Raw genomic sequence first — 19,974 nt, 5'->3', positions numbered from 1 at the left:
ATTCGGGGCCGTGTCGTTTGTGCGACAACAAAGCAATTTCCGTGCAATGGATTCAGCGGCTCGCCAGCCAGGCCCGCCAACCGCCCAGGGACGTGATGTCCGTCGCGTCGCTCACGGCGTGGCCCTCGCACAGAAAGCCTTTCACACAGCTGCCGTCGGCCAGCTGGACGCTGCCGATAGCCAGTGGTGCCGGCACGCCGGCCAGAAAGGGTCCGACCGCGGCCAGCGGCAGGGTCCAGACTTCGAGCTCGATGCTCGAACCGGGCGGGTCACGCACCAGGCCGGGGCGTGGTGGGCTGAAGCCCGCCAACGCGTACAGGCGATAGGCGGGCGCGGTCCGAGTGCGCTCGCGCAGCCGGCCGCCCAGGCCGGTCAGTTCGCCGTTCAGCGGCAGGCCCTGCATGTGGCCGCCGCAGACCGCGATCGGGAACAGGGCTTCGCCTTGGGAGTCGTCGGCCAACGGCGGCGTGGCGGCCAGCGGCAGGCCGGTGGCACCGAGCGTTTCGTTGAGCGCCCGGTGCAGCCGGTCGGCCAGCACCAGCAGCGCACGGTCGTTGCCGGCCGGTGCCTGCAGGGTCACGCCAAACGGAAGGCCAGACGGCAGGAATCCGCATGGCACCGCCACCGCGCACAGGTCCAGCAGGTTCATATGGTTGGTGTAGTAGCCCAGATTCGTGTTAAGGCCGACCGGATCGGCGAGCACCGCGGCACGGGTATAGGGGGTGCCGATGGTCGGCGTGACCAGCAGGTCGATGGTGTCCCATACCGGTCGCAGCGCCTGACGCAGGGCCTGCAGTCGGTATTGGGCGGCAAACGCATCATCGGCGCTGTACCCGCTGCCGCCCTGGATGATGTCGCGCACCACCGGCAACAGCGCCTCCGGCCGGGCCGCCAGAAACTCGCGGATTGCCAGATGACGCTCAGCCAGCCAGGGGCCGTCGTAGAGCAGTCGGGCGGCGTCACGAAACGGCGTGTAATCGACGTCTACCGGTTCGCCACCCAGGGTCTTGAGTGCGTCCAGCGCCCGCTCGAAGGCCGCGGCGCTCGCACCATCGCCAAAAAACTCGCGCTGGGCAGGCAGGGGCACGCCAAAGCGTAGCGGGCGCGCGATCGACGGGGCGGCCTGAAATACGCGCGAGAACGGGTCCTGCACATCGAAACCGGCAATTACATCCAGCACTGCCTGCGCATCGGCGCAGGTCAGCGCGAACACCGACACGCAGTCCAGCGAGCGACAGGCCGGCAGTGCGCCGCGGGCGCTGACCAGGCCCGGGCTGGGTTTAAGGCCGACCAGATTGCCCAGCGCCGCCGGCACGCGGCCGGAGCCGGCGGTGTCGGTGCCCAGCGCAAAGCTGACCAGACCGTGGGTCACTGCCAGCGCGGAGCCGGAGCTGGAGCCGCCGCAGATATAGTCGGCATCGAAGGCGTTGGCCGGCGCGCCGTATGGCGTGCGGGTGCCGGTCAGGCCGGTGGCAAACTGGTCGAGGTTGGTCTTGCCTACCAGGATGGCGCCGGCGTCCAGCAACTTCTGCACTGCCGGCGCGGTCGTTTCCGGACTGTAAGCGAAGGCCGGGCAGGCGGCGGTGGTCGGCAGGCCGGCCACGTCGATGTTGTCCTTGACGGCGAACGGAATGCCGAACAGCGGTCCGCGCGGGCCGGCATCGAGTTGCCTGGCCCGCTCCCGCAGCGCCGCGTCGGGCACCGGCGTTATCCATATGCCATCGGCGGCCACCGCCCGCCGCCGGGCGATGACCTGCTCGATGACCGCCTGCGCCGTCTGGCCGTCGGCCAGCGCACGCCGCAGCGTGTGCAGGTCGGGCAGGGGCGGGGTACCCCCGCCGCTGGCCGGACTCATCGTCACCAGATCCACTTCACCATCGCCTGGGCCACGTCCTCGTCCATGTCGTCGATGCCGAACTTGTTGCGCCAGATCTGATACTCGACGCCGGCTTGCAGCTTGCCGGCCCCGAAGCCGACCAGGTCGCCCACATCCACCAGCAGGCGCGGCGCGGTGATGATGTTGTCCTGCAGCGGATCCTCGCCCCAGGCGTAGTCGAAGAAGCCCTCGAACACCAGCGGCAGCGGGCCGACCTTGAACGGCAGCGCCCAGGCCAGCGTCACCTGCTGGCCGGTGTCGATGCCCGAGGCCTGGTTGTCGCGGATGTACCAGTTGACCTGGAAGAACTGGAACTTGGGCAAGTTCAGGTCCACCGCCAGGCCGTACAGCCAGGTCTGCTCGACCGGCGACTCGGGGATTTCGAGCGTGGAAGTGAACAGCACGTCCTTGACGATGCCCCACGACAGCTCCTTGTCGAAGAACATCTTGCCGATCGACAGCCGCGGCGAGAGTTCCGCATAGAAGCTCCCGTCGGCCTCGGTGGTGGTGCCGAAGGCGTCGCCCTCGCGGTCCGGGTTGGTGATGTCGACGAAGATGAAATTGTCGCCGTACTTCCAGGCGTTGAAGTGCTCGATGGTGATGATGCTGGCCTCGTCGGTGTGGCTGAATCCGCCGTCGGGGTCGAAGTCGGCGTAGCTGGTGCCATGCAGGTACTGGATGTTGGTGGTGGCGAACAGCGCCGAGCCGGCCTGCGCGGCTGGCGTGGCCAGCCCGGCCGTCAGCGCCAGGGCGGGCAGGGCACGCAACGGGGCGAAGGTGCGGGTGCTTTTCATGATACGACTCCTGCGAGGTTTTTGAATGCGACGATGTATGCAATGGGCATCAGAAAAAAGGGCGGGATCGGCAACACCGAGCCCGCCCGGGATCAGTCGGCCGCTTCGAGGGCCACGGCCCCCATGCCGGCCGGTTGGGCAGCCGCCTGGCGTGCCAGGCCAAACAGCCCGCCGGCCACCACCAGGTAGCCGAAGGCCACGGTCGGGCTCTGCGCCAGGCCGATCGCCTCGCTGTGCATGAACCCGAAGAAGGTCAGCACGGAGCCGGCCAGCGCGAAGCCCGCCGCCCGGCCATAGGCGCGGTCGATGATGCAGGCCGTGACGGCCGCCAGGATCAGGCTGGTCAGGATGGCGCCGCTGCCGAGCAGTTCCAGGCCGTGGTAGAGCACCCCAGTGCCGGCCAGCTTGTCGAGGCCGACCGCGGCGGCGTTGGTGCCGGCGGCGCCGAGTGCGTTGTCGATCATCAGCTTGCCCCAGCCGGCTACCTGCGGGATCAGCGACAGGATGATGGCCGGGGCGTGGTTCTTGGGCGTTTCCTGGAAGGCCTGGGCGCCGATCAGCATGCCGATGTAGAGCAGGATCGGCGAGATGGCCACCACCGGAATCAGCGCCATCATCACTGCCAGAATGCCGAACCAGGACAGGATCAGCACCATCACGCCGGTGGCCGCCGAATAACCGATGCGCCCGCCGATGGCCTTCCAGCCCGGGTGGCCGATGTACACGGCGTTGATGAAGGGGTTGCCCAGCAGGCAGCCGATCAGGCTCACCACGCCGTCGGCGGTGATGACGCGGGTGGTGGGGAAGTGGTCGCCGCCGGCCTCGGCGCTTTCCACGTTGTCCATGGCCTCGACCAGGTCGTAGATGCCGAACGGAATGGCGGTGACCAGGATCACCGCCAGGTACTCGAAGCCACCGAACACATGGCCGATCGCCGGCAGCGGCACCGAGAAGCCGAAGCTCGCGAACGACGCGCCGAGCTTGTCCAGACTCATGCCGCCGAAGTTGAAGCCAAACGCCAGTCCGCCCCAGGCAATCAGCGAACCGACGCCGATCGCCACCAGACCGGCCGGGATGCCCTTCCAGTAGCGCACGCCGCCGAACCAGCTCGCCAGCAGGATGGCAAAGCAGGCCAGGCCGATCACCGGGTCCATGTACATCTCCAGCGCCGGGCGCATGGCGATGAAGGCGATCGACACGCCGGCGAGCGCCCCCAGCAGCGCCGCGCGCGGGGTGATCTTCTTGATCCAGGGCGCGACAAAGCCGCCCGCCATGAGCACGAAGCTCTGCACGAATACCCAGGTCAGCCCCGCCTCCCAGCCCTTGATTGGGTCACCGCTGGCGGCCGCGATCGGCAGCATGATCACGAACACCACCACGAACATGTGCGGCACGCTGATGCCCGATGGCAACGCGCAGACCGTGTCGCGGCCTTCTTTCTTCGCCAATTTATAGGCCAGCCAGGCGTAGTAGATCGTGGACAGGAACAGCATCAGCCCGGTGGCCGGCAGGATGCGTCCGAACACGATGTCGTCCGGCAGCTTGATGACGTAGCGCAGCAGCGCCGTCAGCGTGAGCAGGTTGACCAGGATGTTGGTGCCGAAGCCGAAGAAGGCGTTCCAGTCGCCGGGCGACCAGAGTTTTGGAGCGGTGCTGTTCATGGCGGGGCCTCGCGGGTGGGTGGAACGGAATCAGGCAGCAATACGGGTCAGGGCGGCACACACGGCGGTCGAGTCGGCAACCCAGCCGAAAATGCCGCCCTGGGCGCTGATCATGTCCAGCGCCACGCGGTGAAACTCCGGGAAGTACGAGGCCACCGCGTCGCTGACCACCAGGCACTCGAAGCCGCGGTCGTTGGCCTCGCGCACGGTGGTGTGCACGCACACCTCGGTGGTGACGCCGGCCACCAGCAGGCTGCGGATGCCGCGGTTGGCCAGAATCAGCGCCAGATCGGTCTGGCAGAACGAGCCCTTGCCGGGTTTGTCCAGCACGACCTCGCCCGGCAGCGGGTACAGCTCCGGGATGAAATCGTGGCCGGGCTCGCCGCGGATCAGGATGCGGCCCATCGGGCCGAGGTCGCCGATGCGGGTTGGGCCCTTGCCGCGGGCGAGCTTGGCCGGCGGCGCATCGCTCAAATCCGGCCGGTGCCCCTCGCGGGTGTGGATGACCAGCATCCCGGCCTTGCGGGCCACCTCGAGCAGACGCTGGCACGGCACGATGGCACTGCGCAGCAGGGACACGTCGTTGCCCAGCATGGCGCCGAAGCCGCCCGGTTCCAGGAAATCGCGCTGCATGTCGATGACGATCAGCGCGCTGCTGGCCGGGTCCAGACGCAGCGGGTAGGGTTTGGCGGTGATTTCGATCATGGCGGTCGCTCCCTGGTCGCAAGTCCGGTGTCGGCCACCGGTTTCTTGCATACATCGTGATATTCAAAAGGCGTGCCAGCTGCCGCGCGGCGGGGCAACGCAATGGAATTGCTGTGTCAGCGATCCCCCCGCCGCATGCGCCAATGGCGATCGGCGCACCTGGATGCACCACTGAGGCGCTTCGCTTGCATACAATGGTGCGTACCCAAGACTCCGTCGGAGGCGCACATGCCGTCCCGTCCTGCTGCCAGCCCACGCGACATCTACCGCCAGCTCAAGGACATGATCCTGAGCTTCAGCCTGTATCCGGGCGCCCGGGTGACCGAGAACGAGCTCGCGGTCCGTTTCGGTGTCAGTCGCACGCCGGTACGCGAGGCCCTGCAGCGTCTGTCGGCAGAGGGGTACCTGACGATTCGCCCCAAGCAGGGCTGTTTCGTGCGCGAGATCGACATCGAGACCATCAACCACTACTACGACGTGCGCATCGCACTCGAAATGCGCGCCCTGGAGCTGGCCTGCGTGTCCATGCCGGACAATCAGATCAAGAAACTGGCCGCCGTCTGGGACCCCAAACATGCCCCCCAGCAACCGCCGCCCGTGGAAACCATGGTGGCGCGCGACGAGGGCTTCCACATGGCACTGGCCGGTGGCGCCGGCAATGCCGTCCTGGCGGGCTATCTGAAGGACGTGAACGAACACATCCACATCGTGCGCCGGCTGGACTTCACCGAGGCCACGCGCGTGGACCACACCTATGCCGAGCACCATGAAATCCTGCAGCGCCTGCTGGAGCGCGACGTGGATGCGGCCAAGACCCTGCTGCTGCGCCACATCCGCAAGAGCGCGGACGTGGCCAAGGCCATCACCCTGACCCAGCTGGCCCAACAGCGCATCCGCGCCCGGGCCAAATAGGCCAGACAGGCTGCCGCCGGGCTATGCTGGTCGCGGGCACCCTGCCCGTGTGGAGGGGAAGATGGAATACCGGCACATCAGCGTGGCCCCGGTGGCGGGCGCTCTTGGTGCGCAGGTCGGCGCTGTGGACCTGAGCCATGAATTGCCTGACCCGGTCCTGGCCGAGATACGCCACGCCTGGTTGCAGCACCTGGTGCTGTTCTTTCGCGACCAGCATCTGACTGCCGAACAGTACCTGGCGTTTGCCCGGCGCATCGCCGAGCCGGTCGAGTACCCCATGCTGCGCGGCCTGGACGGCTACCCGCTGATCGTGCCGGTGGTCAAACTGGCGCACGAGCGGGTCAATTTCGGTGGCCTCTGGCACTCTGACACGGCCTATCTGGAAACGCCGCCCATCGCCGCCATGCTGCTGGCGCGCGAGCTGCCGCCGGTCGGGGGCGACACGCTGTTCGCCAACATGTACCTGGCCTACGAGACGCTGTCGGACGGTCTGCGCCGGGTGCTGGACGGTCTGCGCGCCGTCAACAGCTCGGCCAAGGCCGATGTCACCAAGACGCGCGAGGATCGCCTGGCCGAAAGCGGCGCCAGGCTCGCCCCCGGCGCCGCGCTCAGCGCCGTGCACCCGGTGGTGCGCACGCATCCGGAAACCGGCCGCAAGCTGCTGTATGTCAACGGCGGCCACACGGTGCGTTTCGAGGACATGACCGAGGACGAGAGCGCGCCGCTGCTGAACTACCTGTTCGCCCATCTGTGCCGGCCGGAGTTCACCTGCCGCCTGCGCTGGCAGGTCGGCACGCTCGCCCTGTGGGACAACCGCTGCACCCAACACAACCCGATCAACGACTACCACGGCCATCGGCGCGTCATGCACCGCATCTCGCTGGGTGCCCAGCGGCCGGCCTAGGGCGCGGGTGGTATCTTTGCAGCCCCCCACAGTGCCTACGAATCGCCATGCATCGCGCCCTGCGTCTGGCTCATTGCTCGGACATTCACCTCGACAGTGACTACTACGGCGGCGACTGGAACCGCGCCCGCCGCGACCGCGACCGCGCCCTGTTCGATGGCCTGCTGGAGGCCATCTGCGCCGGCCGGCCGGACCTGCTGCTGCTGGCGGGCGACCTGTTCGATCACAACCGCGCCACCGTCGACACCGTCGAGTGGGCCTGCGAGCGCCTGGCGAACCTGCCGTTCCCGGTGGTGATGATTCCCGGCAACCACGACTGCCTGGCCGAGAACGCCGTCTACCACCGCCACGACTTCGCCGCCGCCGGCCTGCACCTGCTGCTGGACCCGGCCGGGCAGACGCTGACCCTGCCCGAGCTGAGCGTGGCCGTGTGGGGACGGGGGCTGGTCGATCACCATCCAGGCCACCGGCCGCTGGCCGATCCGCCGGCCCGGCCCGATCCGGACCTGTGGTACCTCGGCCTGGCGCATGGCGTGCATGTGCCGGTGGCGGGTGAGTCGCGCAATTCCTCGCCGATCCACGCGCACGAAATCGAGAACGCCGATTTCGACTACCTGGCGCTGGGCCACATCCACTGCGCACGGGACGTATCAGCCGGTGCGACCACCGCCTGGTACAGCGGCGCCCCGCACCCGGTGCTGGGCGAGCCGGGCAGCTTTCTGAGTGTGCAGCTGAGCCCTGGCGCACCGGCGGAGGTAAGGGTTTGCCGGGTGACGCCGGCGCGTTGACCGGGCGGCGTTCGCGCGGGCTTTTTCAGGACGCCGATCGACCGGCGCCCGTCGTCGTTGGGACTCGGACCAGCCTCACTTGCCGTTCTCGCCTGATGGCGAAGTCACGACGATCGAGTCGGCGGTCTCGCTGAGCAGCACCGCCCGGTCGTGCGCCATTTTTGGATCGTGCTCGGCCAGTTCCCGGCACACGGCCAGCGCATCGCCGAAGGCGGCAAAGCTGTTGTCTGCCCCGATCAGATCGATGATGCCGGCCCGTTCCAGCTTGCCCTGCACGCGCCCATTGGCGCCCAGCAGCATCACCCGCACGCCGCGCTGGTGCAGGTCGCGAATCACCTCTTCCAGGGTCTGCAAGCCGGTGATGTCGATGAACGGCACCCAGCGCAGGCGGATGATGAGCACGCGCGGGTCGGTGTGGGTGCCGGCCAGGGCGCGCTCGAAATTCTCCACCGCACCGAAAAAGAACGGCCCTTCGACGGTGTAGACCAGCACGCCCGGCGGCAGCCTGACCAGACCCAGATGCGCAAACTCCTGGCTCAGTTCCTGTTCGGTTGCCTGGCGCACCTCGACGCTGGTCGCCATGCGGCGCAGGAAGTGCAGCGTGGCCAGGATGACGCCGATGTTGACCGCCACCACCAGGTCGGCGAACACGGTCAGGGCGAAGGTCACCAGCAGAATCGCCACGTCGGCGCGGGGCGCACGCTTGACCATCCGCACGAAATGCCGCACCTCGCTCATGTTCCAGGCCACGATGAACAGAATCGCCGCCAGTGCCGCCAACGGCACGTTTACCGCCAGCGGCGCCAGGAACAGCACGATCAGCACCAGCGTCAGGGCGTGCACCATGCCGGCCAGCGGACTGGTGCCGCCATTGCGAATGTTGGTGGCCGTGCGGGCAATGGCGCCGGTGGCGGCGATGCCGCCGAACAGCGGCGTCACGATGTTGGCGATGCCCTGGCCGATGAGCTCCTGATTGGAGTTGTGGCGCGTGCCGGCCATGCCGTCCGCCACCACCGCCGACAGCAGCGACTCGATGGCACCCAGCATGGCGATGGTGAAGGCCGGGCCGATCAGGGCGATCACCTCGCTGGTCGTGAGCTGCGGCAGTTGCAGCGTCGGCAGGTTCTGCGGAATGCCGCCGAACGCACTGCCGATGGTGCGCACGCCGTCGAACTGAAACACCGCCTGCAGCACGCTCGCCACCACCAGCGCGACCAGCGGTCCGGGCACGCGCTTCATGCCGGGCAGCCTGGGCGTCACTATCACGAGCGCAAGTGACAGGGCCGCCAGCGCCGTGGTGGTCGGATGCAGGTGTGGCAAGGCCTGCAGCAACTGCCACAGCTTCTCGTGAAAGTGCTCGCCGCTTACCGCCGGCAGGCCAAAGAAATCCCGCCACTGGCCGACCCAGATGATCACCCCGATGCCGGCCGTGAAGCCCAGGATCACCGGGTCCGGGATGAAGCGGATGATGGTGCCCAGGCGCGCCAGGCCCAGCAGCAGCAGGATCACGCCGGCCATCAGGGTGGCGATCTGCAGGCCGGCAATGCCGTACTTGGCCGTGATGCCGGACAGGATGACGATGAAGGCGCCGGTCGGGCCGGCGATCTGCAGCCGGCTGCCACCGAAGGCCGATACCAGAAAGCCCGCGATGATGGCGGTGTACAGGCCCTGCTCCGGCTTGGCGCCGGACGCAATGGCGAACGCCATTGCCAGCGGCAGCGCCACGATGCCGACGATGACGCCGGACACCAGGTTCGGCAGCCAGTGCTTGCGGCCGAACAGCCCGGCGCGGTGTGCTTCAACCAAGGCGATCATGTAGGTCCGGATCTCCGCTGCGTGTGCCAAAAGTTCTTACCAGGCCGTTGAGAGTTTTTGGTGGCCTTTCAACGACTGAGCACCTCCCGCTGGGGGATGCGCCCTCTTTATTCCTTAATCCTTGCGTCTTTAATTGTGGGAGGCCCGACTCGGGCCCAATGTGCCTGGCGTCGCAGCACCTCTCTCACCCGTCGAGCGGTCCGATCAGCAGCGCCGCCAGCACGCGCCGGCCTTCCATGCTCAGCACGTTGTACGTGCGACAGGCGGCAAAGGTGTCCATGGTCTCGAAGCCGATGCCGCGGGCGTGGAACAGGCGCATTACCTGCGCACCCGGAAAGTGCAGCCGCGCGCCGCTGCCGTACAGCACCAGTTCGGGTGCGTGCTCCAGCAGCGCTTCGAAGGCTGCCAGCGGCGGCGGTGCCTGCGCGGTTGCCTGCCCGATGGCCCATTCGGCCGGGGCAACCTCCGGTTGCAGCAGGGCAGGGGCGGTCAGCGTCTGCACGGCCTCGCCGCGCGCCACCGCCACGCTGAGGGCATCGTAAGCCTGCACGCGGTAGGTGGCGCCTCGTTCGATGTGGATTTTCATTTAGAATTTCGGCCCTTCCGATGACGCACCCGACGGTCCGGATTATCGACCCGTACCGGCGTCCCGTGCGCGTACCGGCACTTCTCCGCCCCCCAAGCCTCCCGGCCCGGACGTTCCATGAAGGACAGTTTCCCGCGCATCGAGCGCCTGCCGCCGTATGTGTTCAACATCGTCAACGAGCTGAAGGCGCAGGCCCGCCAGCGCGGCGAGGACGTGGTCGACTTCGGCATGGGCAACCCGGACCAGCCGACGCCGCCGCACATCGTCGAGAAGCTGATCGAGGCCGCCCGCCGCGGCGACACGCACCGCTATTCGGTCTCCAAGGGCATCCCGCGCCTGCGCCGGGCCATCTGCACCTGGTACAAGCGCCGCTACGACGTGACCCTGAACCCGGACAGCGAGGCCATCGTCACCATCGGCTCCAAGGAAGGTCTGGCCCATCTGGCGCTGGCCACCGTGGGCCCGGGCGACGCCGTGCTGGTGCCCAATCCCACCTACCCGATCCATCCCTACGGCTTCGTGATCGCCGGTGCGGACATCCGCCACGTGCCGATGCTGCCGGGGCTGGATTTCTTCGAGGAGCTGGAGAACGCCATCCGCAACTGCTGGCCGCGGCCGAAGTTCCTGGTGCTGAACTTCCCCAGCAACCCGACCACCGCCTGCGTGGACCTGGATTTCTTCGAGCGTGTGGTGCGCATCGCCCGCGAGAACGAGATCTGGATCATCCACGATCTGGCCTACGCCGAGATCGCCTTCGACGGCTACCAGGCGCCGTCCATCCTGCAGGTGCCGGGCGCCAAGGACATCGCCGTCGAGGCCTACACGCTGTCGAAGAGCTACAACATGCCCGGCTGGCGGGTCGGCTTCATGTGCGGCAACCCGACCCTGGTCGGCGCACTGGCGCGCATCAAGTCCTACCTGGACTACGGCACCTTCACGCCGATCCAAGTCGCCGCCATCGCCGCGCTCGAGGGCCCGCAAGACTGCGTGCGCGAGATCGCCGCCATGTACCAGAGCCGGCGCGACGTGCTGTGCGAGGGCCTGAACGCCGCCGGCTGGGCGGTCGAGAAACCCAAGGCGACCATGTTCGTGTGGGCGCGCATTCCGGAGCCGTACCGGGCGCTGGGCTCGCTCGAATTCAGCAAGCGCCTGCTGACCGAGGCCCACGTGGCGGTGTCGCCGGGCATCGGTTTTGGTGAATATGGGGACGAATACGTGCGCTTTGGCCTGATCGAGAACGAACACCGCACGCGCCAGGCGGTGCGTTCCATCCGCCGCATGCTGCGCGGCCACGAAGCCCAGCCGGCGCAGGCCGGCGCATGAACGCGGTACGCATCGGCCTGCTGGGCCTGGGCACGGTCGGCGGCGGCACGCTGGAGCTGCTGGCCCGCAACGGCGACGAAATCGCCCGCCGCGCCGGGCGACCGCTGCGCGTCACCCACGCCGCGGTCAAAGACCCGCGCCGCCGGCGCAGCGCGCTGGCCGGGCAGGTGCACCTGCTGGCCGATCCCTTCGAGCTGGTCCACCACCCGGACATCGACATCGTTGCCGAGCTGATCGGCGGCATCGAGCCGGCGCGGGCACTGATGCTGGCGGCCATCAACGCCGGCAAGCACGTGGTCACCGCCAACAAAGCGCTGATCGCCCACCACGGCAACGAGATTTTCGAAGCCGCCCGGCGCGCCGGCGTGGCAGTCGGCTTCGAGGCCGCGGTGGCCGGCGGTATCCCCATCATCAAGACCCTGCGCGAGGGCCTGGCCGGCAACCGCATCCACGGCCTGGCCGGCATCATCAACGGCACCTCGAACTACATCCTCACGCAGATGCGCGATGCGGGCCTGGACTTTGCCACCGCGCTGGCCGAGGCCCAGCGCCTGGGCTACGCCGAGGCCGACCCGAGCTTCGACATCGACGGCGTGGACGCCGCCCACAAGCTGGCGATCCTGGCTGCCATCGCCTTTGGCATGCCGCTGTGCTTCGACGAGGTGCACGTGGAAGGCATCCGCGACCTGTCGGCGGTGGATGTGGACTACGCCGGCCAGCTCGGCTATCGCCTGAAGTTGCTGGGCATCGCCCGGCGCAGCGAGCGCGGCGTGCAGCTGCGCGTGCACCCGACGCTGCTGCCGCAGCGGCATCTGCTGGCGCAGGTGGACGGCGTGATCAACGCCGTGCTGGTCGACAGCGACGCGCTCGGCCAGAGCCTGTACTACGGCGCCGGCGCCGGCGCCGGGCCGACCGCCTCGGCGGTGGTGGCGGACCTGATCGACATCGCCCGCGCCCTGACCATCGACCCCGAACACCGCGTGCCGTACCTGGCCTTCCACCACGACCGCCTGCAGGCGCTGCCGATCCTGCCGATCGACGCCGTGGAGACTGCCTTCTACCTGCGCCTGACCGCGCTCGACCGGCCGGGCGTGCTGGCCGATGTCACGCGCATCCTGGCCGACCAGCACATCAGCATCGAGGCCATCCTGCAAAAGGAACCGCCGCCCGGCGAGAGCCACGTGGCAGTCATCCTGCTCACCCACACCGTCCGTGAGCGCGCCCTGCGCGAGGCCATCGCCCGCATCGAGGCGCTGCCCAGCATCGAAGGCCGCGTGGTGAGCCTGCGCCTGGACCACCTGGAGCACTGATATGAGCGCCTACGAGGGCCTGATCGCCCGTTACTGGGACTGGCTGGACCTGCCGGCCGGCGTCGCGCCGGTGAGCCTGCTGGAAGGCAACACGCCGCTGATCCGCCTGCGCAACATCCCGCGCCGGCTGGGCGTCGACGCCGACATCTACGTCAAGTTCGAGGGCCTGAACCCGACCGGCTCGTTCAAGGACCGCGGCATGACCGCCGCCGTGTCGATGGCGGTACACGAGGGCAGCCGCGCCATCATCTGCGCCTCCACCGGCAACACCTCGGCCTCGGCGGCGGCCTACGCGGCGCGCGCCGGCATCGTGTCGTTCGTGCTGATTCCGGAAGGCAAGATCGCGCTGGGGAAGCTGGCGCAGGCCATCGTGCACGGCGCCGAAGTGCTGCAGATCGCCGGCAACTTCGACGACGGCATGGCGCTGGTCAAGGAACTGGCGCAGACCGCGCCGGTCACGCTGGTCAACTCGGTCAACCCACACCGCCTGCAGGGGCAGAAAACCGCCGCCTTCGAGATCGTCGACACGCTCGGCCGGGCGCCGGACTACCACTGCCTGCCGGTCGGCAACGCCGGCAACATCAGCGCCTACTGGATGGGCTACACGCAGTACCACACCGCCGGGCGCTGCCACCTGCCGGTTATGGCCGGCTACCAGGCCGCCGGCGCGGCGCCGTTCGTGGCCGGCCACCCGATCGACCAGCCGGAGACCATCGCCACCGCCATCCGCATCGGCCACCCGCAGTCCTGGGACAAGGCCATCGCCGCCCAGCGCGAGTCCGGCGGCTGGTTCGCGGCGCTGACCGACGACGAAATCCTCGCCGCCCAGAAACTGCTGGCGATGGAAGAGGGCGTGTTCTGCGAACCGGCTTCGGCGGCGTCCATCGGCGGCGCGCTGCGCGACCTGCAATCCGGCCGCATCCCGGCCGGCAAGACACTGGTCTGCACCCTGACCGGCAACGGCCTGAAGGATCCGGACATCGCCCTGCGCAGCGCGCCGGACCTGAAACCCGTCAAGGCCGACCGCGCCACCCTGGAGGCGGCCATCCTGCGCCGGCTGGAGCGCGGCCGGTAGGAATTTCCGGCCGCGCCGGGGTTCGAACCGAGACTGACGGCCGACCCGACATCGGAGAACTGTAGAGCCCGGCTTCGCCGGGCGATCATCTCAAGACAATACGGGCGCAATGCGCCGCGATTGTTGCGCGGGCTGCTGCGAAGGCTGGGCCGCCGACAAGTTCATTGAAGTCTTCAACGACCTGAGCAAGCTCTACGGGCTCGATTGCACCGATTTTCGTGCCGATGCGCTGCGTGGAAAGCGAACGAATCTGACTGAATCTTTACCCAGCAACGCCTGGGCAAGGACCGAAAGCTGTTCTGGTAAGCTTGCAAACCCGAGCCAGACGGGCCTCGGCCATGAGCCGGGGTCGTGTTCTGGAAGCCCGCGGCGGGGCCTGATCGAGGAGTACGCACCCCATGAGACTGCTGCATACCATGCTGCGTGTCGGCGACCTGGACAAATCCATCGCCTTCTACACCGAAGTGCTGGGCATGACCCTGCTGCGCCGCAAGGATTACCCGGACGGCCAGTTCACCCTGGCGTTCGTCGGCTACGGCGACGAGTCGCACAACAGCGTGATCGAGCTGACCTACAACTGGGGCGTCGACAAGTACGAGCCGGGCACCGGCTACGGCCACATCGCCCTGGAGGTCGAGGACGTCTACAAGGCCTGCGAGGACATCCGCGCTCGTGGCGGCAAGATCACCCGCGAGCCGGGGCCGATGAAGCACGGCTCCAGCATCCTCGCCTTCGTCGAGGACCCCGACGGCTACAAGATCGAACTGCTCTCGCCGCAGCGCAGCGACTGATGCCTTTAGCGCCCCGGAGAATCGCGCCGGGGCGCATTTCCTTCGCTGTGCACACGATGAAGGTGCACCGCCAGCCCGCCGTCGGGTGCAACAAGGCGAAGCCGCATTGCAGCGGATAGAACCTTCAGACGGCGCAATGCGCTGCGTTACTGTGCCCTACGGCGGGCTGCGCGCGCAGTGCATCAGGCCGTCGGTAGTGCATGGCTTGTGGCGTTAGGTTGGGCTTCCCGCGTCAGCCCAACCGGGCTGGCCTGATGGCGCCCAAGCGGAATTCAGTGCACTTCACGGCGCAAACGCGGTTCGGCCCGGAGTCGGCGGCAGCTGGGGCATTTCCTGGTGGGGAAAGGTTCCGGTCAGGGCGCTGAGGAAGGCGGTCAGATCGCGCACTTGCCCATCGTCCAGATCCTTGTTCAGCTGGACCTTCGCCATGACGCGCACCGCCTCCTCCAGCGTCGATACGGAGCCATTGTGGAGATAGGGCGCGGTCAAGGCGACATTGCGCAGCGTTGGCACCCGAAACATGTGGCGATCGGCTTCCTGATGGGTCACCTGAAAGCGGCCCGTATCTTCCGTCAGACGATATTTCGCGTCATAGGCACTGCCGGGAAAGGTCGGGAACTTCTGGTAAAACCCCTGTCCTTCGGGCAAGGTCGGACCGGCGAAAGCCGCCCCGCTGTGGCAGGCCACGCAACCGACATCCTGGAACGCCTGCATGCCACGCAGCTGGCTCTCGTTCAGCGCTTTCTTGTCCCCCTTCAGATAACGATCCAGGGAGCTGTCGGGGGTGATCAAGGTCCGCTCGTAGGCAGCAATGGCCTGCGCGACCCGGTCGATGGTGATCTCCGGCGCGTTGAAGGCTTGCTTGAACAAGGGCTTGTATCCCTCGATTCCTTGCAGGCGCTTGACCACCGCGGCATGATCGGGGTTACCCATCTCAACGGGGTTGATCATCGGTCCCTTGGCCTGTTCCTCCAGGCTGGGCGCGCGTCCATCCCAGAACTGCACCGACAGGAAAGCGGCATTCCAAACCGTGGGCGATGAGCGGCCGCCCAATTGCCCACGCACCCCCATGGAGAATGGTCGGCCATCTTCGCCGCCCCCCATCACGTTGTGGCAGGAGTTGCAGGACACCGAGCCGTCCACACTCAGGCGCGGATCGAAATACAGCGCCTTGCCCAGGGCCACCTTGGCCGGTGTGGTTGGGTTCGTGGCCGGTGCAATGGGTTTTTCCGGCAACGGCTCGAAAGCCTGCGCCCCCGCGGTGATGCCCAATAGCAAAAAGCCAAGTCGGCGGATTCCGGATACGATCCTGCGCTCTTTCATATCAAGATACTCTCGCTAATTTCCAACGCTCAAATCAATCAGGGGCCAGCCCTCTGCGCTCAACGGAAAGTACGCCACAATATGCTTAACAAATCCTTAAGGCACCTCTGCACGAAGCGCAGCCCGTCGCATATTTCGCTTCCTGGAAAGTGATTTTTCGCACGATTCCACTCATTCGTCCTTGATTCGGCTCTGTTTTCCGGGCTTTTTCCTGTTCAGGGCGCCCCTTGCCCTGACGGTGCACGTACGCGTCGCCCGCGAGCACCTTCGACAGCGCCGCCAGGCACACGAAGCGACTCAAATTGTTCGCCAGCCTCCCGGTAGCGCACCCTGGCGTAGCCGAAACGAATCTTCAGATGGCGAAACACATGCTTGACCTTCGCCAACACAATCGCCACATAGTCCGCCAGCAAGCGAAGTCGAAGTTACGCAATATTCACGGTGAAGAAGCAAGTGCCGCCTTTTGCATCAGCACGCCGATATCGCTTTTCTTTTCCATTGTTTCGCTTGTAACGATATGTCGTGAGCTGTTGGTTTCGCAGGCTCATCCCAACCACCTTCAAACGAAGGGTTAATACAAGGGTGCAACAAGGCGAAGCCGCATTGCATCGAATAGAGCCGTCATACGGTGCAATGCGCTGCGCTTACGCCCGCGGGCTGACGACCTGAGCTGAGATACGGCTGCCCACCGCAAAGAGATCCTTTGTTCGGCCTATACGCTGCCGCGTCACTTTCTGTTGATCGATTCCGGTGCGGGCCAGGGAAACGCGCCGGATTTGCTGACCTTGGTGCCTCTTTCCCTGCCAACCGTTTCGATATGCAGCAGGCCGTTGCGGATCGCCAGGGATTCCACCTTATCTTCAAGGCCCACGTTGTACAGATTGATGAAGTCCACCTGCTCGTAGCCGTTGCCGCGATCGGCAAAGATGTCGACGAGGTCGTAGGAGCCGACACCCATGAAATACACTAGACGGGCGGCGATTTCCGGGCGTCCGTCACCATCGAGATCGCCGACGGCGTACAGCAGTTCATTGCTGCCGTAGCTGCGGTAGGAAAAGCCCTTCCCCTCGTGAGCGACCAGTGCACTGCGTCGCTCGGCCGTCTGTTCGAGCAGTGCTTCGATGGCGGGCGGAATAGGTTCCCCGGCATGAGCCGCACTGGTTGCGAGCAGGCTGGCCAACAGAAGCGCGCTTCTCATGGCGTTACAGCTCCGGGCCCTTGCCCTTGGCCTTTCGTGCCTCGACCGCTTCGGCCTGCTGGCGGGCCACCCAGGCATTGGCCGCGAGCTGGCTACGGATGGCATGCTCGACGTCTATCAGCCTGGCGTAGACATCGGTTACCGGGTCGCCCGTCATCCGGAAGCTCAGGTACGACGCGCACTGGGAAGGATCGGCGAGTTTCTGCGCGCGGTCGCGACCCTGCGCGAGGGTGCCCAGTTGACCCGCGACCGGACCGTTCGCACTGTTTGAGCAAAGCGTCCGGTCAGCCGGGAAGTGCCACTGCAAGCCGTATCGCTCGGCACTGGGAGGGCCGTATTTGGCGATCAGCGCGTCGCGGTATTCGGCCAATGTGACCGGGTTGACGATGTTGCTGTCGCTGCGCACGATCTGCACCGCCCTGCCGCCTTCGGGCGGCGGAGAAAACTCGACTGCAACATAAAGCGTGGATTTCGTCTTGCCGTCCAGGCGGATGTTGCCACTGAGCCTGCCCACGAAGGACTCGGTCTGGTGATCGGCCAGGCCGTCGGAGTACCGGAAATGGCGATGATCGGTTTTCAGGTCCATGTCGGGATTGAGCTGACGAAACACGGAGGCCACTTGTTCGGGGGTCATGCCCAGGCGAAACCCCAGGATGTCGAATGGGCTTTCGCTTTCCTCGGCGGCGGCCGGGCCGCTCAGGGCGAGCAGCGCCAGCGCAAGCCCTCGAATGAAACGGGAAACGACCGTCATCATGGCGTGCACCTCTCTATTGCCGTCCATCGTCGCGCAGTACCAACCGCGTGCCATCGGGACGCTCCAGGGTCTTGTCATTGATACGTTTCAGGGTCAGGTTGACCGCACCGGAGGTGGTCACCGCGTCGGCACTGACCTGGTAGGTGAAGCTGGGGGTGCCGGGCACACCGCCGATCAGCTTGCCCCGACCGTCCTCGCCGAATTCGTAGGTAGTGCCGTACTGCGGGTCCACGTATGCGCCCGGTTGGAAGTCGCGGCCACACGCGGTGAGCAACAGCACCGGCAGCAGGGACAGCCCGCGCTTGAGGTTGAACAGGTTTCTGCGCATGGGTTCACTCCATCCGGTTCAGGTAGTCAGGGCTGTTCATGATCGGAGGGCGGAGACGTTCCCGGTTTCAGGGCCATCAGAACCTCCTCTTTAAGATTCTGCGCAGTGATCACTCGGCCATGCCGATAGCTGTTGAAGCCCACGTACAGGCAGGCGATCTGCGCCAGCGCCGCGAGCAGAAACAGGAACGTGCCCCGGGTGACAAACAGGAGCAGCGCAGCCGCTGCGACAATCAGGCAGATCAGGCCGAGGTGGGGAATGGTTAGGGCGTTCAGGCGAGGTCGGTACGCGGTGAGCCCAAGCAGGGCCAGCACGCAGCCGGCCAGTGCAACGATTCCCAGGGGCATCAGGATCAAGCCGCCCACGGCGCCGCTCAGCGTCAGGATGTAACTGTACCGGGCGTACTGGTCCGGGGGGATGAATGTCAGGATTCCGCCGGACACGAGGTTCTCTGCGGTGCCGGCTGACACGGATTTGCCCGGCGCAGCACTACTCGTGGTCGCAAACCGGACCGCGATGCCGGCGAGCAGGGCGATGACGCCGATCCAGAACCCGACGGGGCTATACAACGGAGTATCGCTGAAAATGCCAGCCCCCTGGCAGATGGCGGGGGAAGAATACAGGCAGGCCATCATTTTGGCGGCCATGTCTTTTCCGCCAAACCGGCCGATGCTGTCCATCGCCTCCGCGTACGCCGCCAGAAACCACACCACCGACAGCACGACGATTGCCGCGCCTCCCGATATCAGAATCAGGCTGAGCTTTTTGTAGTTCATGCCATTTCACTCCTGTAGGTACGGACCCTCTGACAAATCGTGTAATTCCCCCCGCTCCCGCGAGCTGGGGTTTTTGCGGATTGGCGCGAATCGAGGTGCCCCGGATGGCCCTTTGGGGGCTGGGCGCCTTGTTTGCGGGGGGCACTGGGGTGGATCTATACCGGTCATGCCAGCATCCGCTTGCGCATCAGGTGCAGGTTCGCCGGATTGATCAGCGTGCAGACCTGGACGACGCTCTTGACAGAACCCTTGTAGCGCACCCGGACGTAGCCAAGCGGGCATTTGAGTGCCCGAAGGAGGTGCTCCGCCTGATTGCGCATACGCGACCGGCGCCGGTGGGTGCGCTTGTTGGCCGCCGTCAGCGGGCGCCGCGTACTCGCCTTCAGGGCCACCGCCCAGCAGGCGCCGGGCCGGTGGGCCGCCCGCTTGATCCGGTAGTTCACGTAGCCCTTCTTGTCACCGAACTCGGTCCGGTCGCCCTCCCGCAGCAGGTCCGGCAGTTGGCTGATGCCCGGCGCATGGGCCGGGGTTACCGACACGGCGTGCGTCAGACCGCTGTCGACGTCGGCCCCGATGTGGATATTCATGCCGAAGTACCACTGGTTGCCCTTCTCGGTCTGGAGTATCTTGAGGTTTCGCGCTTTGGCCTGTTCTTCGTCGACGTCGGGGCATGGATGATGGTCGCATCGACCATCGTGCCGCCCTTGAGCAGCAGTCCGCAGTCTTCGAGCACGCTGTAGATCAACTCCAGACCGGCGAGGCGGCGCATGGACTCGATCTTGTATAGCGCGTCCTCCATGCCCGCGCCGGAGAGCGCGCGTGCCCCTGCTGCATGAGGTAGATGCGCAGCATCGCACCCAGCGCTTCGGGCTGGGTGCCACGGCGGCCAGCCTTCGGGTAATGCGGCTCGATGACCGCCTCCAACGCAGCTCAGTACACCACGCACTCCATCTCGGCGAGGAAGGCTTCGCGCCAAATCCGCCTTTTTCTTGGTCGCAAACGCCAGCACCTCAAGCGTTGCTTGCGTCATCCGCATCGCCCCCAGTTTCAGTAGC

The 19,974-nt window shown here is 66.4% G+C and carries 18 protein-coding genes and 1 pseudogene; 7 read left to right on the top strand and 12 right to left on the bottom strand.

Annotation, left to right across the window (positions count from 1 at the left end):
• Positions 1–52: 52 nt before the first annotated feature.
• The 4 genes from atzF to H5U26_RS08715 all read right to left on the bottom strand — a co-directional run bounded on the left by atzF (position 53) and on the right by H5U26_RS08715 (position 5,036).
• Complete coding sequence (atzF, locus tag H5U26_RS08730; RefSeq protein WP_290618716.1) at positions 53–1,870, bottom strand: allophanate hydrolase; 1,818 nt, start codon at positions 1,868–1,870, stop codon at positions 53–55.
• Positions 1,858–2,670 (bottom strand): outer membrane protein OmpK, encoded by an 813-nt coding sequence (locus tag H5U26_RS08725; protein WP_290618714.1) that lies wholly within the window; start codon positions 2,668–2,670, stop codon positions 1,858–1,860. Before H5U26_RS08725 ends, atzF begins: the two co-directional genes overlap by 13 nt.
• A gap of 92 nt (positions 2,671–2,762) precedes the next feature.
• Positions 2,763–4,331 (bottom strand): hypothetical protein, encoded by a 1,569-nt coding sequence (locus tag H5U26_RS08720; RefSeq protein ID WP_290618713.1) that lies wholly within the window; start codon positions 4,329–4,331, stop codon positions 2,763–2,765.
• 30 nt (positions 4,332–4,361) lie between these two features.
• Entirely contained in the window at positions 4,362–5,036 is a 675-nt protein-coding gene (locus H5U26_RS08715; protein ID WP_290618711.1) for an isochorismatase family cysteine hydrolase, read from the bottom strand.
• 228 nt (positions 5,037–5,264) lie between these two features.
• Between H5U26_RS08715 and H5U26_RS08710 the strand changes: the two genes are divergently transcribed.
• The 3 genes from H5U26_RS08710 to H5U26_RS08700 all read left to right on the top strand — a co-directional run bounded on the left by H5U26_RS08710 (position 5,265) and on the right by H5U26_RS08700 (position 7,640).
• Positions 5,265–5,948, top strand: coding sequence for a GntR family transcriptional regulator (locus H5U26_RS08710; protein ID WP_290618709.1), 684 nt, complete (start codon positions 5,265–5,267; stop codon positions 5,946–5,948).
• 61 nt (positions 5,949–6,009) lie between these two features.
• Positions 6,010–6,852 (top strand): TauD/TfdA family dioxygenase, encoded by an 843-nt coding sequence (locus tag H5U26_RS08705; RefSeq protein ID WP_290618707.1) that lies wholly within the window; start codon positions 6,010–6,012, stop codon positions 6,850–6,852.
• A 47-nt stretch (positions 6,853–6,899) separates the two neighbouring features.
• Positions 6,900–7,640, top strand: coding sequence for a metallophosphoesterase (locus H5U26_RS08700; RefSeq protein WP_290618705.1), 741 nt, complete (start codon positions 6,900–6,902; stop codon positions 7,638–7,640).
• A gap of 75 nt (positions 7,641–7,715) precedes the next feature.
• Here the strand turns inward: H5U26_RS08700 and sulP are convergent, their stop codons facing one another.
• A complete protein-coding gene (gene sulP, locus H5U26_RS08695; protein ID WP_290618703.1) occupies positions 7,716–9,455 on the bottom strand; it encodes a sulfate permease in 1,740 nt (579 codons plus the stop codon).
• 184 nt (positions 9,456–9,639) lie between these two features.
• Complete coding sequence (locus tag H5U26_RS08690; protein ID WP_290618701.1) at positions 9,640–10,041, bottom strand: MTH938/NDUFAF3 family protein; 402 nt, start codon at positions 10,039–10,041, stop codon at positions 9,640–9,642.
• Between the two features lie 117 nt (positions 10,042–10,158).
• Here H5U26_RS08690 and alaC point away from each other — a divergent pair, with 117 nt between their 5' ends.
• From alaC to gloA, 4 genes are all read left to right on the top strand, one after another.
• Positions 10,159–11,364, top strand: a complete 1,206-nt coding sequence (alaC, locus tag H5U26_RS08685; protein WP_290618699.1) for an alanine transaminase — start codon at positions 10,159–10,161, stop codon at positions 11,362–11,364.
• Positions 11,361–12,674 (top strand): homoserine dehydrogenase, encoded by a 1,314-nt coding sequence (locus H5U26_RS08680; RefSeq protein ID WP_290618697.1) that lies wholly within the window; start codon positions 11,361–11,363, stop codon positions 12,672–12,674. Before alaC ends, H5U26_RS08680 begins: the two co-directional genes overlap by 4 nt.
• A 1-nt stretch (position 12,675) precedes the next feature.
• Complete coding sequence (thrC, locus tag H5U26_RS08675; protein ID WP_290618695.1) at positions 12,676–13,749, top strand: threonine synthase; 1,074 nt, start codon at positions 12,676–12,678, stop codon at positions 13,747–13,749.
• Positions 13,750–14,147: 398 nt separating this feature from the next.
• Complete coding sequence (gene gloA, locus H5U26_RS08670) at positions 14,148–14,540, top strand: lactoylglutathione lyase (protein ID WP_290618693.1); 393 nt, start codon at positions 14,148–14,150, stop codon at positions 14,538–14,540.
• 282 nt (positions 14,541–14,822) lie between these two features.
• On the opposite strand, the gene H5U26_RS08665 is transcribed toward gloA, so the two are convergent.
• The 6 genes and pseudogenes from H5U26_RS08665 to H5U26_RS08640 all read right to left on the bottom strand — a co-directional run bounded on the left by H5U26_RS08665 (position 14,823) and on the right by H5U26_RS08640 (position 19,949).
• Positions 14,823–15,863 (bottom strand): cytochrome-c peroxidase, encoded by a 1,041-nt coding sequence (locus H5U26_RS08665; protein WP_290618691.1) that lies wholly within the window; start codon positions 15,861–15,863, stop codon positions 14,823–14,825.
• Between the two features lie 727 nt (positions 15,864–16,590).
• A complete protein-coding gene (locus H5U26_RS08660) occupies positions 16,591–17,061 on the bottom strand; it encodes a hypothetical protein (protein WP_290618689.1) in 471 nt (156 codons plus the stop codon).
• 4 nt (positions 17,062–17,065) lie between these two features.
• A complete protein-coding gene (locus tag H5U26_RS08655) occupies positions 17,066–17,815 on the bottom strand; it encodes a hypothetical protein (RefSeq protein ID WP_290618687.1) in 750 nt (249 codons plus the stop codon).
• Positions 17,816–17,828: 13 nt separating this feature from the next.
• Positions 17,829–18,143, bottom strand: coding sequence for a hypothetical protein (locus H5U26_RS08650; protein WP_290618685.1), 315 nt, complete (start codon positions 18,141–18,143; stop codon positions 17,829–17,831).
• A gap of 26 nt (positions 18,144–18,169) precedes the next feature.
• Positions 18,170–18,919, bottom strand: a complete 750-nt coding sequence (locus tag H5U26_RS08645; protein WP_290618683.1) for a hypothetical protein — start codon at positions 18,917–18,919, stop codon at positions 18,170–18,172.
• 164 nt (positions 18,920–19,083) lie between these two features.
• A pseudogene (locus tag H5U26_RS08640) lies at positions 19,084–19,949 on the bottom strand (IS5 family transposase).
• Positions 19,950–19,974: the final 25 nt, after the last annotated feature.

The sequence above is a fragment of the Immundisolibacter sp. genome (assembly GCF_014359565.1).
In the GTDB taxonomy this organism is placed as follows: domain Bacteria; phylum Pseudomonadota; class Gammaproteobacteria; order Immundisolibacterales; family Immundisolibacteraceae; genus Immundisolibacter.
Note: the sequence above shows the minus strand (reverse complement) of the source record. Positions and strands in the feature narration are given on the sequence as shown.

Excerpts from the sequence above, each read along its gene's own strand:
- H5U26_RS08725 (WP_290618714.1), bottom strand. The coding sequence starts at position 2,670 with ATGAAAAGCACCCGCACCTTCGCCCCGTTGCGTGCCCTGCCCGCCCTG.
- H5U26_RS08720 (WP_290618713.1), bottom strand. The coding sequence starts at position 4,331 with ATGAACAGCACCGCTCCAAAACTCTGGTCGCCCGGCGACTGGAACGCC.
- H5U26_RS08715 (WP_290618711.1), bottom strand. The coding sequence starts at position 5,036 with ATGATCGAAATCACCGCCAAACCCTACCCGCTGCGTCTGGACCCGGCC.
- H5U26_RS08710 (WP_290618709.1), top strand. The coding sequence starts at position 5,265 with ATGCCGTCCCGTCCTGCTGCCAGCCCACGCGACATCTACCGCCAGCTC.
- H5U26_RS08705 (WP_290618707.1), top strand. The coding sequence starts at position 6,010 with ATGGAATACCGGCACATCAGCGTGGCCCCGGTGGCGGGCGCTCTTGGT.
- H5U26_RS08700 (WP_290618705.1), top strand. The coding sequence starts at position 6,900 with ATGCATCGCGCCCTGCGTCTGGCTCATTGCTCGGACATTCACCTCGAC.
- sulP (WP_290618703.1), bottom strand. The coding sequence starts at position 9,455 with ATGATCGCCTTGGTTGAAGCACACCGCGCCGGGCTGTTCGGCCGCAAG.
- H5U26_RS08690 (WP_290618701.1), bottom strand. The coding sequence starts at position 10,041 with ATGAAAATCCACATCGAACGAGGCGCCACCTACCGCGTGCAGGCTTAC.
- alaC (WP_290618699.1), top strand. The coding sequence starts at position 10,159 with ATGAAGGACAGTTTCCCGCGCATCGAGCGCCTGCCGCCGTATGTGTTC.
- H5U26_RS08680 (WP_290618697.1), top strand. The coding sequence starts at position 11,361 with ATGAACGCGGTACGCATCGGCCTGCTGGGCCTGGGCACGGTCGGCGGC.
- thrC (WP_290618695.1), top strand. The coding sequence starts at position 12,676 with ATGAGCGCCTACGAGGGCCTGATCGCCCGTTACTGGGACTGGCTGGAC.
- gloA (WP_290618693.1), top strand. The coding sequence starts at position 14,148 with ATGAGACTGCTGCATACCATGCTGCGTGTCGGCGACCTGGACAAATCC.
- H5U26_RS08665 (WP_290618691.1), bottom strand. The coding sequence starts at position 15,863 with ATGAAAGAGCGCAGGATCGTATCCGGAATCCGCCGACTTGGCTTTTTG.
- H5U26_RS08660 (WP_290618689.1), bottom strand. The coding sequence starts at position 17,061 with ATGAGAAGCGCGCTTCTGTTGGCCAGCCTGCTCGCAACCAGTGCGGCT.
- H5U26_RS08655 (WP_290618687.1), bottom strand. The coding sequence starts at position 17,815 with ATGATGACGGTCGTTTCCCGTTTCATTCGAGGGCTTGCGCTGGCGCTG.
- H5U26_RS08650 (WP_290618685.1), bottom strand. The coding sequence starts at position 18,143 with ATGCGCAGAAACCTGTTCAACCTCAAGCGCGGGCTGTCCCTGCTGCCG.
- H5U26_RS08645 (WP_290618683.1), bottom strand. The coding sequence starts at position 18,919 with ATGAACTACAAAAAGCTCAGCCTGATTCTGATATCGGGAGGCGCGGCA.